The sequence below is a fragment of the Streptomyces sp. 8N616 genome (genome assembly GCF_052246385.1).
Taxonomy (GTDB): Bacteria; Actinomycetota; Actinomycetes; order Streptomycetales; family Streptomycetaceae; genus Streptomyces.
In genome coordinates, this window is the sequence record NZ_JBQQBY010000014.1 from 155,625 (window position 1) to 168,836 (window position 13,212).

The 13,212-nt window shown below is 73.0% G+C and carries 15 protein-coding genes; 9 read left to right on the forward strand and 6 right to left on the reverse strand.

The window, feature by feature from the left end; translation table 11 throughout:
* A complete protein-coding gene (locus ACTWQC_RS15295; protein WP_443316207.1) occupies window positions 1-195 on the forward strand; it encodes a DUF397 domain-containing protein in 195 nt (64 codons plus the stop codon).
* A gap of 36 nt (window positions 196-231) precedes the next feature.
* On the opposite strand, the gene ACTWQC_RS15300 is transcribed toward ACTWQC_RS15295, so the two are convergent.
* Complete coding sequence (locus tag ACTWQC_RS15300; protein WP_443316208.1) at window positions 232-459, reverse strand: FitA-like ribbon-helix-helix domain-containing protein; 228 nt, start codon at window positions 457-459, stop codon at window positions 232-234.
* 113 nt (window positions 460-572) lie between these two features.
* On the opposite strand from ACTWQC_RS15300, the gene ACTWQC_RS15305 reads away from it, so the two are divergent.
* The 6 genes from ACTWQC_RS15305 to ACTWQC_RS15330 all read left to right on the forward strand — a co-directional run bounded on the left by ACTWQC_RS15305 (window position 573) and on the right by ACTWQC_RS15330 (window position 7,596).
* Complete coding sequence (locus ACTWQC_RS15305) at window positions 573-1,235, forward strand: GntR family transcriptional regulator (RefSeq protein WP_443316209.1); 663 nt, start codon at window positions 573-575, stop codon at window positions 1,233-1,235.
* Window positions 1,232-2,599 carry an MFS transporter gene (locus tag ACTWQC_RS15310; protein WP_443316210.1) on the forward strand — a complete coding sequence of 456 codons (1,368 nt, stop codon included), beginning with the start codon at window positions 1,232-1,234 and terminating at the stop codon, window positions 2,597-2,599. Before ACTWQC_RS15305 ends, ACTWQC_RS15310 begins: the two co-directional genes overlap by 4 nt.
* A gap of 326 nt (window positions 2,600-2,925) precedes the next feature.
* On the forward strand, window positions 2,926-4,221 hold the full coding sequence (locus ACTWQC_RS15315) for a M18 family aminopeptidase (protein WP_443316211.1): 1,296 nt from the start codon (window positions 2,926-2,928) through the stop codon (window positions 4,219-4,221).
* Window position 4,222: 1 nt separating this feature from the next.
* A complete protein-coding gene (locus ACTWQC_RS15320; RefSeq protein ID WP_443316212.1) occupies window positions 4,223-6,349 on the forward strand; it encodes a BTAD domain-containing putative transcriptional regulator in 2,127 nt (708 codons plus the stop codon).
* An 82-nt stretch (window positions 6,350-6,431) separates the two neighbouring features.
* On the forward strand, window positions 6,432-7,199 hold the full coding sequence (locus tag ACTWQC_RS15325) for a DUF4232 domain-containing protein (protein WP_443316213.1): 768 nt from the start codon (window positions 6,432-6,434) through the stop codon (window positions 7,197-7,199).
* A gap of 166 nt (window positions 7,200-7,365) precedes the next feature.
* The gene (locus tag ACTWQC_RS15330; protein WP_443316214.1) at window positions 7,366-7,596 is read left to right on the forward strand and encodes a hypothetical protein; all 231 of its coding nucleotides are present in this window, start codon (window positions 7,366-7,368) and stop codon (window positions 7,594-7,596) included.
* Here ACTWQC_RS15330 and ACTWQC_RS15335 read toward each other — a convergent pair.
* Both ACTWQC_RS15335 and ACTWQC_RS15340 read right to left on the reverse strand, forming a co-directional pair.
* Window positions 7,587-8,258 (reverse strand): DUF2690 domain-containing protein, encoded by a 672-nt coding sequence (locus ACTWQC_RS15335; protein ID WP_443316215.1) that lies wholly within the window; start codon window positions 8,256-8,258, stop codon window positions 7,587-7,589. The genes ACTWQC_RS15330 and ACTWQC_RS15335 overlap by 10 nt on opposite strands.
* Before the next feature lie 210 nt (window positions 8,259-8,468).
* Window positions 8,469-10,337, reverse strand: coding sequence for an NHL domain-containing thioredoxin family protein (locus ACTWQC_RS15340; protein WP_443316216.1), 1,869 nt, complete (start codon window positions 10,335-10,337; stop codon window positions 8,469-8,471).
* A gap of 74 nt (window positions 10,338-10,411) precedes the next feature.
* Between ACTWQC_RS15340 and ACTWQC_RS15345 the strand changes: the two genes are divergently transcribed.
* On the forward strand, window positions 10,412-10,939 hold the full coding sequence (locus tag ACTWQC_RS15345) for an LURP-one-related/scramblase family protein (RefSeq protein WP_443316217.1): 528 nt from the start codon (window positions 10,412-10,414) through the stop codon (window positions 10,937-10,939).
* Here ACTWQC_RS15345 and ACTWQC_RS15350 read toward each other — a convergent pair.
* A complete protein-coding gene (locus ACTWQC_RS15350) occupies window positions 10,936-11,742 on the reverse strand; it encodes a carbon-nitrogen family hydrolase (protein ID WP_443316218.1) in 807 nt (268 codons plus the stop codon). The two genes, ACTWQC_RS15345 and ACTWQC_RS15350, sit on opposite strands and share 4 nt — an antisense overlap.
* Before the next feature lie 159 nt (window positions 11,743-11,901).
* Between ACTWQC_RS15350 and ACTWQC_RS15355 the strand changes: the two genes are divergently transcribed.
* Window positions 11,902-12,726, forward strand: a complete 825-nt coding sequence (locus ACTWQC_RS15355; protein WP_443316219.1) for a maleylpyruvate isomerase family mycothiol-dependent enzyme — start codon at window positions 11,902-11,904, stop codon at window positions 12,724-12,726.
* A gap of 81 nt (window positions 12,727-12,807) precedes the next feature.
* Here ACTWQC_RS15355 and ACTWQC_RS15360 read toward each other — a convergent pair whose 3' ends face one another.
* Together ACTWQC_RS15360 and ACTWQC_RS15365 are read right to left on the reverse strand one after the other, a co-directional pair.
* Window positions 12,808-12,972, reverse strand: coding sequence for a hypothetical protein (locus ACTWQC_RS15360; RefSeq protein ID WP_443316220.1), 165 nt, complete (start codon window positions 12,970-12,972; stop codon window positions 12,808-12,810).
* Between the two features lie 57 nt (window positions 12,973-13,029).
* Window positions 13,030-13,209: a hypothetical protein gene (locus ACTWQC_RS15365; protein ID WP_443316221.1), complete on the reverse strand. Its 180-nt coding sequence runs from the start codon at window positions 13,207-13,209 to the stop codon at window positions 13,030-13,032.
* Window positions 13,210-13,212: the final 3 nt, after the last annotated feature.

Consider the following 13,212-nt stretch of genomic DNA (forward strand, 5'->3'; position numbering starts at 1 on the left):
ATGCGGCAGTTCGTCTTCGTGAAGTCGCGTCGCAGCGGGGACGGCATGGATTGCGTCGAGGTCGCGACCAACGTCCCCGGCACGGTCGCCGTGCGGGATTCCAAGGACCCGGAGGGTCCGATACTCCGCTTCGACCCGGCCGCGTGGTCGGCCTTCCGCACTGAGCTGGTGCACGGGGGCTTCGACCCTGCGTGAGGTCCTGGGGGTGCGCATCGGCAGAGCCGATGACGATCACTCCTCGCGACCCTCGTTCTGCACGGCGAGGATGTCCTTCATCGACACGTCGCTCGTCAGCTCTGCGCGAGCTGCCCGGAGCAGTTCGTCGATCGTCGGTTGCCGTGCTTCGTCCTCCAGGCGAGTGCGCAGGTACGCCTCAAGGGACTGGCCCGCCTCGGCTGCGCGTCTGCGCAGTACGGCGTAGGTCTCATCGTCGAGGTTCCGGATCCGCTTTGTTGCCATGCATTCAGCGTGGCGTGGATGGGCACCGGGTCCAAATCCGTGGGCGGGACCGCCCCTGTCCGCATCCCGGACGGGGTCAGCGGACGCATCTCTGTTGTATCTAAGATGTGCGCATGCCCTCCGCCGTCCCCGCCCCCGTCAAGCAACCGCCCGCCGCAGAGCGGGTCTACGCCCACGTCAAGCAGGCCGTACTCGACCGCCGTTACGAAGGCGGCACCCTGCTCACCGAAGGCGACCTCGCCGAAGCCGTCGGCGTATCCCGTACGCCCGTGCGCGAGGCGCTGCTCCGGCTCGAGGTCGAAGGGCTGATCAAGCTCTATCCGAAGAAGGGCGCGCTCGTGCTGCCCGTCTCCGCGCAGGAGATCGGCGATGTCGTCGAGACTCGCCTGCTCGTCGAGGAGCACGCCGCCCGCAAGGCCGTGCCCGCCGGGCCGCGGCTCATCGCGCGCCTGGAGGAGCTGCTGGAGGAGCAGCGGCGGTATGCGGCCCAGGGCGATCTGGCCGCCGTGGCCGCCAGCGACCGCTGCTTCCACGCCGAGATCGTCCGCAGCGCGGGCAACCGGATCCTCGACCGGCTCTACGACCAACTGCGCGACCGCCAGCTGCGGATGGGCGTCGCGGTCATGCACGCGCACCCCGACCGGATCGCCAAGAACATCGCCGAGCACGCCGAGATCCTCCAGGCCCTGCGCACCGGCGACGCCGACGCCGCGGCCGAGGCCGTACACCAGCACGTCAGCTGGGTCCGCGTCCTCGTCCGGGGTGATGAGCGGTGAGCTCCGGCTCCGGCTCCAGCTCCGGCTCCGGCTCCGACGCAGCCTCTGGCTCTGCCATACGCCTGCCCGGCGATCCCCCCGGCGGACGGCGGGCCGTCGCCGTCTGGGGCATCGGCGTCGCCGTCTACTTCGTCGCCATCACCTACCGCACCAGCCTGGGCGTCGCGGGCCTCGACGCGGCCGACCGCTTCGACATCAACGCCTCGGCCCTGTCGACCTTTTCGATCCTCCAGCTGCTCGTCTACGCCGGGATGCAGATACCGGTCGGCCTGATGGTCGACCGGCTCGGCACCAAGAAGGTCCTGGCGCTGGGCGTTGTCCTCTTCACGGCCGGCCAGCTCGGCTTCGCGCTCTCCCACTCGTACGCTACCGCGCTCGCCGCCCGCGCGCTCCTCGGCTGCGGCGACGCGATGACCTTCATCAGCGTGCTGCGGCTCGGCTCGCGCTGGTTCCCGGCCCGGCGCGGGCCGCTGATCGCGCAGATCGCCGCGCTGTTCGGGATGGCGGGCAACCTCATCTCCACGCTCGTGCTCTCCCGCCTCCTGCACAGCCTCGGCTGGACGCCGGCCTTCGCGGGCAGCGCGATCGGCGGCGCGGTCGTGCTCGTGCTTTTGCTGGTCTTCCTCAAGGACCACCCCGAGGGCTACGAGCCGGAGCCTGCGGTCCGCCACCACGCGCAGGACCACGCGCGCGGTGGCGGCTTCGTACGGCGGCAGATCGCGGCGGCCTGGCGGGAGCCTGGCACCCGGCTCGGCATGTGGGTGCACTTCACCACCCAGTTCCCGGCCATGGTCTTTCTGCTGCTGTGGGGCATGCCGTTCCTGGTCGAGGCCCAGGGCCTGTCCCGGGCCGAGGCCGGCGAACTGCTCACCCTGGTCGTCCTCGCCAACATGGCCGTCGGCCTCGTCTACGGGCAGATCATCGCCCGCCATCACAAGGCCCGTACGCCGCTCGCGCTCGGCACGGTCGGCGTGACGGCCCTGAGTTGGGGCGCGGCTCTCGGCTGGCCGGGCGGGCACGCACCGATGTGGCTGCTCGTCGTCCTGTGCACGGTCCTCGGCGCCTGCGGCCCCGCCTCCATGATCGGTTTCGACTTCGCCCGCCCCGCCAACCCTCCCGAGCGCCTCGGCACCGCCTCCGGCATCGTCAACATGGGCGGCTTCACCGCCTCCATGGCGACGCTCCTCGCGATCGGCGTCCTGCTCGACGCGACCGGCGACAACTACCGGATCGCCTTCGCGTCGGTCTTCGTCCTGGAGGCGGTCGGCGTCGCGCAGATCCTGCGGCTGCGGGGGCGGGCGGACCGGCGCGAGCGCGAACGGGTGGTGGCGAGCCGCGTGGAGACGGTCCACGTACCGGCGTAGCGGGCGCGGCCCGCCGGCCGCGGGCCGCGTGGGCCGCAGAACGCCGCGGCCTCTCGCTGGTGCCTCGCGCCTCTCGCTTTGCGCAGGCGGCGGTCGCCCGCGCGGTGCCGCGCCGCCCTCGCTCCCGCGCCCCGGCCCGGCGGGCGATCCCGTGCGGCGCGGAGCGCCCGCATGCGCCTCGCCCCCTCGGCGGTGGCCCGCGCGGTGCCGCGCGGGCCCCCGCCTCGCCCCCGGACTGGGGGGGATCAGTCACCGTGCGGCGCGGAGCCGCCGCATCGCGTAGCGCACCCGAGCCGCCCGCACGCCCCCCTCTCTATGCTGTCGGCATGAGCCCCCACCCCCGCTTCGACCGCGGCCATACCGACGACCTGATCGGATTCCTCGCCCAGAGCCCCTCGCCGTACCACGCCGTGGCGAGCGCCGCCGAGCGGCTCGAGAAGGCCGGGTTCCGGAAGGTCGAGGAGACCGCCGTCTGGGACGGGGCGGCAGGCGGGAAGTACGTGCTGCGGGGCGGGGCCATCGTCGCCTGGTACGTGCCGGAGGGGGCCGGGGCCGAGACGCCGTACCGGATCATCGGCGCGCACACCGACTCGCCCAACCTCCGCGTCAAGCCCATCCCCGACACCGGCGCGCACGGCTGGCGGCAGATCGCCGTCGAGATCTACGGCGGCACGCTGCTCAACACCTGGCTCGACCGCGACCTCGGCCTGTCAGGACGGCTCACACTCCGCAGCGGAGCGCAGCACCTCGTATCCGTCGACCGGCCGCTGCTGCGCGTGCCGCAGCTCGCCGTGCACCTCGACCGGTCCGTCAACACCGAGGGCCTCAAGCTCGACAAGCAGCGGCACATGACGCCGGTCTGGGGCCTGGGGGAAGTCCAGGAGGGGGACCTCATCCGCTTCCTGGCCGAGGAGTCGGGCCTTCCGGCCGAGGAGGTCACCGGCTGGGACCTCATGGTGCACAGCGTCGAGCCGCCCGCGTACCTGGGCCGGGACCGCGAGCTGCTGGCCGGGCCGCGCCTGGACAACCTGCTGTCCGTGCACGCCGGTACGGCCGCGCTCGCCGCCATGGCGACCTCCGGCCGGAGCCTGCCGTACATCCCCGTCCTGGCCGCCTTCGATCATGAGGAGAACGGCAGCCAGTCCGACACGGGCGCCGAAGGACCGCTGCTCGGCAACGTCCTGGAGCGGTCGGTCTTCGCGCGCGGCGGCGGCTACGAGGACAGGGCGCGCGCCTTCGCCGGAACCGTCTGCCTGTCCTCCGACACCGGTCACGCCGTGCACCCCAATTACGCCGAGCGCCACGAGCCCGGCCACCACCCGGTGCCGGGCGGCGGCCCCATCCTCAAGGTCAACGTCAACCAGCGCTACGCGACGGACGGGCGCGGCCGCGCGGTCTTCGTCTCCGCGTGCGAGCGCGCGGGCGTACCGTGGCAGTCCTTCGTGTCCAACAACGCCATGCCCTGCGGCACCACGATCGGTCCGATCACCGCCGCGCGGCACGGCATCGCCACGGTCGACATCGGTGTCGCGATCCTCTCCATGCACTCGGCCCGTGAACTGTGCGGGGCGGAGGATCCGTTTCTGCTGGCGAATGTGCTGGCGGCCTTCCTGGAGGACTGAGTTGGAGTTCGCGCTGCTCGGCCCGGTCGGTGTCACCACCGGCTCCGGTGAGCTTCCGCTCGGGCCCGCCAAGCGCCGCAGCGTGCTCGCCATGCTGTTGTTGCAGCCCAACATCACGGTCTCCGTCGAGCAGCTCATCACCTGCCTCTGGGAGGACGAACCGCCCGCCCACGCCCGTACGGTCGTCCAGGGCCACGTCTCGCGGCTGCGCGCGGCCCTGGCGGAGGGCGGAGCCGACGCGTACGGCATCGAGCTCGCCACGCGGGCCGGCGCGTATCTGCTGCGGCTGCCCGAAGAGCTGATCGACGCCCACCGGTTCAGCGAGCTGCTGTCCCTCGCGCGGCCCGAGGCGGCGCCGCAGGACGCCGTGCCCCTGCTGCGCGAGGCGCTGGGGCTGTGGCGCGGACCGGCGCTCAGCGGGACGGTGGCGGGACCGCAGTTCGCCGCCGCGGCGCACGCGCTCGAGGAGCGGAGGCTGGCGGCGGTCGAGGCGCTGGCGACGGCACACGGGGCGCTCGGCGAACACGAGCGGGCCGCGGCCGTGCTGTACGTCGAGGCGGCCGCGAACCCGCTGCGCGAAGGGCTGGTGGCGGCTCTGATGGGGGCGCTGTACCGGGCGGGCCGCCAGTCGGACGCGATCAACTGGTTCCATCGGACCCGGCAGTTGCTCGGCGAGGAGCTGGGGGTCGACCCCGGGGAGCGGCTCAGCCGGGCGTACGAGGAGATACTGCGCGCCGAGGCGGTGGCCGCGGCGCCGTCCGCTCCACAGGCCCACCCCGATCCGCGGGCGCACGACGGCCTGCGGGCACACGGTGACCCGCAGGTGTACGGCGACCGGCAGGCACAGGGCGTTCCGCAGGGGCATGGCGATCGGCAGGCACACGGCGTCCCGCAGGCGTACGGCGACCCGCAGGGGCACGCGGACCCGCGGGCGCGCGCGGGCCGGAGCGACGCGGCGCGCGCGGCCCAGGGCCACCCGCCACCGGACAGCTCCCCGCCGCCCGCGGCCGGCCACGTCGTCCCCCGCCATCTGCCGCGGCCCCCGGCCCGCTTCCTCGGCCGGGAGGCACAACTCGCGGACCTCACCCGCTGGATCACGGCGACGGCGAACGGCGAGAGCCCCGTCGCCGTCGTGACCGGCCCGGCCGGTGTCGGCAAGACCGCGTGCGCCGTGCAGTGGGCACACCTGCACACCCACGCCTTCCCCGACGGGCAGCTCTTCGCCGACCTCGGCGGCTTCGGCGAAGGCGACGAGGCGGCGCCCGCGGCCGTGCTGCGCGAGTTCCTGCTCGCACTCGGGACACCGCCCGGGCAGATCCCGCCGTCGGCGGAGGCCGCATCCGCGCTCTACCGGTCGATCGTCGCCCGCCGCAAGATCCTGGTCGTCCTGGACAACGCACGCAGTTCTGCGCAGGTACGGCCGCTGCTGCCCGGGGGTACTCCCCCGGCTACCGCTGGGGGTACCCCCACCCGGACGGAGTCTGGGGGAGGGGCGGGCTGCGCCACGCTCGTGACCAGCCGGAGCCGCCTCGACGGCCTGGTCGCCACCGACTGCGCCCGGCCCGTACCCGTACAGGTACTGGCCACCGACGAGGGCGTGGCGCTGCTCGGCACCGTGCTCGGCCCCGAGCGGGTCGCCGACGACCCGGACGCCGCCCGCGAGTTGGTCGGTCTGTGCGAAGGGCTCCCGCTAGCGCTGCGCGCTGCGGCCGCGCAGCTGACGGCGCGCCCGCGCTGGCGGCTGTCCCGGCTGGCCGCGGCGCTGCGCGACGAGCGGCGGCGGCTGGCCCTGCTGTCCGCCGAGGACACCGGAATCGCGGCCGCGCTGCGGACGTCCGTGGCCCGGCTCTCGGCGGACGACGCGCGGCTGCTGAGCGCGCTGGCCACCGGCTCGGGCCGCCAGGTCGACGCGTCCGCGGTGGCCGCACTCGCGGGCGCCGACCCCGACCGCACCCGGGACGGCCTGGACCGGCTCGCCGAAATGCACCTCGTGGACGAGGAGGCCACCGACCGCTACGTCATCAGCGCGCTGGTGCAGCTCTTCGCGCGGGGCGGGGAGCCGGGCGAGAGGGATGCGTCCGGGACCGATGTGTCCGGGGCCGATTCAGCCGGGGCAGCGGAGCGTTAGCCGGAGGTTAGCGGTACGGCAGCGGGGGTCGGCAGGGTTCAGGCCGTACCCACCGACCGCCCTCAGTCCGGGGAGACCTGACATGCCGTACGCCACTGGCCGCGCCTCTTCCGCCGCCGCCCGCCGTTCCCGCTCGCTGCGCCTCACCGCCGTATGCCTGACCGCCGCGGCAGCCCTCACGCTCACCGCCTGCGGCGGGGACTCCGGCTCGGGGGTGCGGACCTCCGGCGGCGCGAACGACGCCTCGGCCGCGCAGCGCACCGGCGCCAAGGGTTCCGCGGAGCAGCAGTCCGGCGGTTCCGCGGCGGCCAGGACCTCCGCCGGGACGGGTACGGGCTCCGGCAAGGGCAGTAAGAGAGGCACGGCGGGCGGCGGTTCCGCCGACGGCTCCGGCACGACGGCCGGGCAGGGCCGTGGCGGCAAGGTTCCGACCTGCACGCCCGCGAACGTCGAGGTCCAACTCCAGGCGGTGAAGCGGCCCGTCAACCACATGATCCTGACCGCCACCAACACGTCCAGGAGGCCCTGCAACGCGTACGCCCACCCGTATGTGACCTTCGACGGCGACAAGGCGGGCCTCGAGGCGGTGGAGGACAGCAAGCCACAAGCCGTCACCACCATCGCCCCGGGCGAGACGGCCTACGCCGGAATCAGCCTCTCCGCCGCCGACGGCTCGGGCGCGAACGGTCGCGAGGCATCCGAAATCGCGGTCGCCTTCGCCGAGGTGGACGCCGCCGGGGAGCCGGGCCGCCCGGTGGCGCTGCCCGCGCCCGGCGGCTCGGTCCACGTCGACGACAGCGGCCGGGTCACGTACTGGCTGGACAGCGCGGGGGACGCCCTCGCCTGGTGACCGCCTGATGGCCCGGCCCGGCGAACCGGCCGGCGACCGGTCTGGCGACCCGCACAAACGCCGCGACAGGGCCTCGAACTCCCCTGCCGCGGCATGGCTGTTCCGGGCCCGGGTACCCGGAAGCGGTCCAGCCCGGAACAACCAATGATCACGGGAGGCGGACAGAATGGGTATCGGCGGGTGCATTGTTCTGATCGCGGTGGGGGCCATCCTCACGTTCGCGACGGACTGGAACATGGCCGGAGTCAACCTCGATCTGGCGGGCCTGATCATGATGGCCGTCGGCTTCATCGGCCTCGCCGCATACGTGAGCATCCTCAAGCGGCGGCGGGTCCAGCCCCCGTCCCCCGGCGCGCCGGTCGTCGAGGTCGAGGACCACAACCGCTTCTACCGGTGAGCCGCTTCGGCGGCCCCGGAGACGGGGGCTCGGCTCACGTTCTCGGGCCCGGCGTCGACGCAGAACCGCGTCCAGGCCGGTGATCCGCTCGATTCGTCGGCTTCCGCACAGGCCGTCAGCCTGAACTGGCCTTCGGCCGCGACCATCTTCGTGTAGTTGTCGTGCCCGGACGAGATGACGGCCTTGGCCGCCTTGCCGACTGCGGGGGAGATGACTACCTGGTCCCCGATCCCGGCCTCCAGGATCCTGCCCCAGGCGGCCCGGCACGTCGGGCTGTACTTGAGTTGCAGGCGTACGGGCTCGGTCCGCTCCGCGAGCACCTGCGCGTCGGCGTTGCACCCGAATGCAGAGGGGTCCTGCCCCTGGCAGGCGCCGCCGATGCAGTCGCGCAGCGGGCCGTCCGCGCCCGGTCGGCTCGGGCCGCCGTTCACGGGAGGCTTCTCTGCCGGTTCGTTCCCGCCGCTGTCGAAGAGCCCGGTCACGAAGGCCCCTGCGGCCGCGGCGGCCACGGCCACGATGAGGCCGCCCGCGAGCGTCTGCGGCCCGTGGCCGCGGACCCATGCACGCAGCCGCTGCCCGCGGCCTGGAGAGGAGGGTCCCGGCGAGGGAGCGGGGGCCGGCGGGTCCGGCGGGTTCGGAGTGCCACCATTGCCCACAGCCACGATCCCTCCCGGGTGAGCCACATCACATCCTGGAGTGATCCATGCTTGCGACCTGCTCGGTCGCGGGCAACGCCGTACCCCGGCAACTCCCCTCTTACGCCACCTGCTTGGGTCAATGTGTGAGGCGCTCGGACGGTGAAGCCCCCGGCACGTGGACACCCCCTGCCCTCAGGCAGTCACGGCCTCGGGCTCCCCGGCCCTCGGCCGGCCTCAGGCGTCCAGGCCCGCCAGGACCAGCGGCAGCCGGTCCGCTCCGCCGTCGGCGATACGGACCGGGACGCCCCAGTCCTGCTGGTGCACATGGCAGGCCGGGTACTCGTTCGACCCCGCGCCGGAGCCGATGTCGGACGCGGTGTCGTCGCAAGAGGCGGCCATCGCGGACACGTGCAGCACGCCCTCCGTCACCGCCCCGTCCGCGAGAACGAGATCGCGGCTCAGGTCCGTGCCCGTGCCCGCGCCGTCCGCCAGCAGCTCAGGCGGCGAGGCGCTGACGATCAGCCGGGTCGAAGGACCGTAGCGCTCGTCGAGCTTCTGCCCCGCGGGCGCCTGGAAGACCACGTCCAGGCGCAGCTTCCCCGGGGCGACGTCGGTGGCGGCACGCTGCGTGCGGTGGGCGACGGCCTCGACCCGTACGGCCTCCTCCGGCAGCCGCAGCCGGGTCAGCCGGTGGCGTGCGGACTCGACCACGACGATGTCGCCGTCGGCGAGTACGGCGCCCGACGGCTCGCGCAGATCGGTCGCGAGCGTGCTCACCTCGCCGGTCGCCGGATCGTAGCGGCGCAGGGCGTGGTTGTAGGTGTCGCTGATGGCGACGGAGCCGTCCGGGAGCGCGGTCACGCCGAGCGGGTGCTGGAGGAGCGCCTGCCCGGCGGGCCCGTCCCGGTGCCCGAAGTCGAAGAGGCCGGTGCCGACCGCCGTCCGCACGGCGAAGCCGTCGCCGTCCCGCTCGACCCAGCGCACCGCCGAGGTCTCGGAGTCGGCGATCCAGAGCCGGTCGTCCGTCGCGGCGAGCCCCGACGGCTGGGCGAACCAGGCTTCGGCGGCCGGGCCGTCGACCAGCCCCTCGTTCGTCGTCCCGGCCACGGCCTCGACGGTCCGCGCCGCCGGGTCGTACGTCCACAGCTGGTGGACACCGGCCATCGCGATCCACAGCCGGCCGGCGAACCACGCCACATCCCACGGCGAGGAGAGGTTCACATCCCGGGCCGGCCCTGAGGTGGGGGAACCCTGCCACCACTGGAGCCCGGTCCCGGCGATCGTCGTGACCTCGCCGGTGGCGGGGTCGTACGAGCGCAGGGCGTGGTTCACGGTGTCGGCGACGGCGACCGCACCTCCCCCAGACTCCGTCCGGGAGGGGCCCCCAGGCAGCAGCGCGAGACCCTGGGGCTCGCTGAACCGCGCCCGTTCCGGCCTGCCGTCCGCCAGCCCGCGCTCACCGGTCCCGATCCGCCGCACCACCGTCTCGCCGTCCGCCGCGAGCTCCACCAGCTGGTGGCGCGTCGTGTCCGAGACGAGGAAGGTGCCCCCGGGCAGGGCGAGCGCCTTGCCGGGGAAGCGCAGTTCGGACGCCACCGGCTCCGGCGGCACGTACGGACCGTCGCCGCGTCGCAGCGTGCCCTTGGCGGCGTGCGCGGTCTCCAGCTCCCCGACGAGTTTCCCGATGGCGTGGGCATGCCCCTCGCCCGCGTGCTGCGCGACGACGTACCCCTCGGGGTCGATGACGACGAGCGTCGGCCACGCCCGGACCGCGTACTGCTTCCAGGTCGCCAGCTCGGGGTCGTCGAGGACGGGGTGGTGCACCTCGTACCGCTCGACGGCGTCGACGACCGCCTGGTGCTCGGCCTCGTGCACGAACTTCGGCGAGTGGACCCCGATGATCACGACGGTGTCGCGGTGCTTCTCCTCCAGCTCCCGCAGCTCGTCCAGGACATGCAGGCAGTTGATGCAGCAGAAGGTCCAAAAGTCCAGAATGACGATACGTCCTCGCAGGTCGGCGAGGGTGAGATCGTTACCGCCCGTGTTGAGCCAGCCACCCTTGCCGACGAGCTCGGGGGCGCGGACGCGTGCACGTGGAGCCATGGTTCAAGCCAACCACATCAGGCGTACGGCCTATTCCGGCGGTCACCGGGCGGCGGAACGGGAACACCCCACCCATGAAATACCTGGTGCGGGATCGGATCTTCGGGATCGGCGAGGACTACTGGATCGAGGACGAGCAGGGCCGCAAGGCCTTCCTCGTCGACGGGAAGGCGCTGCGGCTGCGCGAGACCTTCGAGCTGAAGGACCCGCAGGGGCGCGTGCTCGTCACCATCCGGAAGAAGATGCTCAGCCTGCGCGACGCGATGCAGATCGAGCGCGAGGACGGCAGGCTCGCCGTGATCCGGAAGAAGCGCCTCTCGCTGCTCAGGAACCACTACCGCGTCGAGCTCGTGGACGGCACCGAACTCGACGTGAGCGGCAGGATCCTCGACCGGGAGTTCACCGTCGAGTACGAGGACGAGCTGCTGGCCCATATCTCCCGGCAGTGGTTCCGGGTGCGGGACACATACGCCGTGAACGTCCTGCGGGAGGACGCGGACGCGGCGCTGATCATCGCCGTCGCGGTGTGCGTGATCCGGCTCGCGGAACGCGAGCGAGGCGTGGTCGGGGACGACTTGGGGACGACTAGAGGGGACGACTAGTGCCGGCCGCGGAGCGGCTCCGGCAGGCCCAGGACGCGGTCGCGCAGGACCGGGAACTGCTCACGGGTCTCTGCCACCTTCGCCGGATCCAGCTCGACGCTCAGCACCTGTTCCGCCTCGCCCGCCTCGGCCAGCACCTCACCCCACGGGTCGACGACCTGGCTGTGCCCGGCCTGCTCGACCCCGCCGTGGGTGCCGGCCGAGCAGCAGGCGAGCACATAGGCCTGGTTCTCTACGGCGCGGGCGCGGGCCAGCAGGGTCCAGTGCGCGCGGCGGCGGGCGGGCCACCCGGCCGGTACGACGAGGAGCGTGGCGCCCGCGTCCGTCAGCTGACGGAACATCTCGGGGAAGCGGAGGTCGTAGCAGGTGGCCAGACCCGCGACCGCGTCCGGGAGTTCGACGGTCGCGATCTCGTCCCCGCCGCCCATCATCACGGCCTCGCCCTTGTCGAAGCCGAAGCGGTGGATCTTGCGGTAGGTGCGGCGCAGCGCGCCGTCGGGGCCGAAGACCAGGGAGGTGTTGTAGAGGGTGCCGTCTCCGGCCCGCTCGACGACGGAACCCGCGTGCAGCCAGACCCGCGCCGCGGCCGCCGCGGCCCCCATCGCCCGGGCCGTCGGGCCGTCCTCGGCGGGCTCGGCGTACGCGTCGAAGTCCTCGTACGCGAAGGCCCCAACCGGCCACAGCTCGGGCAGGACGACGAGGTCGGCACCGGCCTGCTCGCGGACGAGCCCGGCCACGCGTTCGCGGCGCGATCCGACCGACTCATGGGGGTTCACGTCGATCTGGAGCAACGAGGCGCGCACACTACCACCACCCTCGACATTCGAGTGTTCGATTCGCCCAGCAACGGGGCCTACGATTCAGTCCCGAAAGCACTGCCGGGGTGCCCGTGCGCAGCGTAACTTAACTGCCAGAGCAGAGGCTCGAGCACCCAGCCCGCGTCCAACCGCCCGAGGGGTCCCGTGACCGTCCATCCAAGTCTGCAGCCCTACATCGACGCCTGGACTCACTCCATCGAGGCGATATCCGAGCTGGTTTCACCGCTCGTCGAGGGCGAGTGGAACCACGCCACCGACTGCCCCGGCTGGTCGGTGCGCGACGTGGTCTCCCATGTCATCGGCGTCGACTGCGAAATGCTCGGCGATCCGCGCCCGATCCACACCCTGCCCCGCGACCTCTACCACGTGACGAACGAGCAGAAGCGCTACATGGAGGTCCCCGTCGACGTACGGCGGTGCCACACGGCACCGGAGATGACCTCGGAACTGGAGTACACGATCATCCGCCGCTCGCGGCAGCTGCGGAACGAGACGCGCGACCCCGGTACGAAGGTCCGCGGGCCGCTCGGTGTCGAGCAGACCCTCGAAGAGGCCCTGCAGTGGCGGGCGTTCGACGTCTGGGTCCATGAGCAGGACCTGCGCCGCGCGCTGGGCAAGCCGGGCAACCTCGACTCGCCGGGGGCGCTGGTCACCCGCGACTACCTGGTGGAAGCCCTGCCGGAGGTCGTCGCCAAGGACGCGGCCGCGCCCGCGAATTCGGCGGTGGTCTTCGATGTGCACGGCCCGCTGGAGTTCATGCGCACGGTCCGGGTGGACGCCGAGGGGAAGGGGTCGGTCAACGGCAGCCCGTCGCTGGGCCCGGCGGTGACGCTGACCCTGGACTGGGAGGCGTACGTGCTGCTGGCCTGTGGGCGCGGCAGGCGGGAGGCGCTGACGGAGCGGGTGAAGGTCGAGGGCGACCAGGCCCTGGCGCAGGCGATCATGAAGGAGTTCACCGTCACGCCGTAGTCCACGCCGTAGTCCACGCCCTGACCCGCGCCGCTGCCCGGACGCCCCGCCGGGCGGCCTGTCGCGGCGCGATGTTGTGGTTCAGGCGGAAGAGGTTGCCGGGGTTGTAGCGGCGCTCGACCTCGGCAGGCGGTCGTAGTTCCGGCGGTAGTTGACGCGGACGCGGTCCCGGTCGTCGTGGTCCATGAAGTTGACGTAGCCGCCCTCCGCGGAGTGCGGCCGGAGGGCGGCGGGGTAGCCGCGCACCCAGTCGCCGACCGCCCCCTCCTCCGCCTCCGTCCAGGCGAGGTAGCAGTGCTCGGCTCACTCGGGCTCGCCGCCGAGGTGCTGTCGGGCCCGGCGCAGCCACCAGGCCGGCAGCGGCCGTACGTCCCGCCGGCCGGTCCTCGTGGAAGAGCAGCCGGGCCGCGTACCCGGCCCTCCGGTCGTCCACCGCCGCGGCATAGCGGAGTACGCCTTCATGTGCGCGGTGAGCTCAGCCACGCG

Coding starts and splice junctions, on each gene's coding strand:
- ACTWQC_RS15295 (WP_443316207.1), top strand. CDS start 1: ATGCGGCAGTTCGTCTTCGTGAAGTCGCGTCGCAGCGGGGACGGCATG.
- ACTWQC_RS15300 (WP_443316208.1), bottom strand. CDS start 459: ATGGCAACAAAGCGGATCCGGAACCTCGACGATGAGACCTACGCCGTA.
- ACTWQC_RS15305 (WP_443316209.1), top strand. CDS start 573: ATGCCCTCCGCCGTCCCCGCCCCCGTCAAGCAACCGCCCGCCGCAGAG.
- ACTWQC_RS15315 (WP_443316211.1), top strand. CDS start 2,926: ATGAGCCCCCACCCCCGCTTCGACCGCGGCCATACCGACGACCTGATC.
- ACTWQC_RS15325 (WP_443316213.1), top strand. CDS start 6,432: ATGCCGTACGCCACTGGCCGCGCCTCTTCCGCCGCCGCCCGCCGTTCC.
- ACTWQC_RS15330 (WP_443316214.1), top strand. CDS start 7,366: ATGGGTATCGGCGGGTGCATTGTTCTGATCGCGGTGGGGGCCATCCTC.
- ACTWQC_RS15340 (WP_443316216.1), bottom strand. CDS start 10,337: ATGGCTCCACGTGCACGCGTCCGCGCCCCCGAGCTCGTCGGCAAGGGT.
- ACTWQC_RS15345 (WP_443316217.1), top strand. CDS start 10,412: ATGAAATACCTGGTGCGGGATCGGATCTTCGGGATCGGCGAGGACTAC.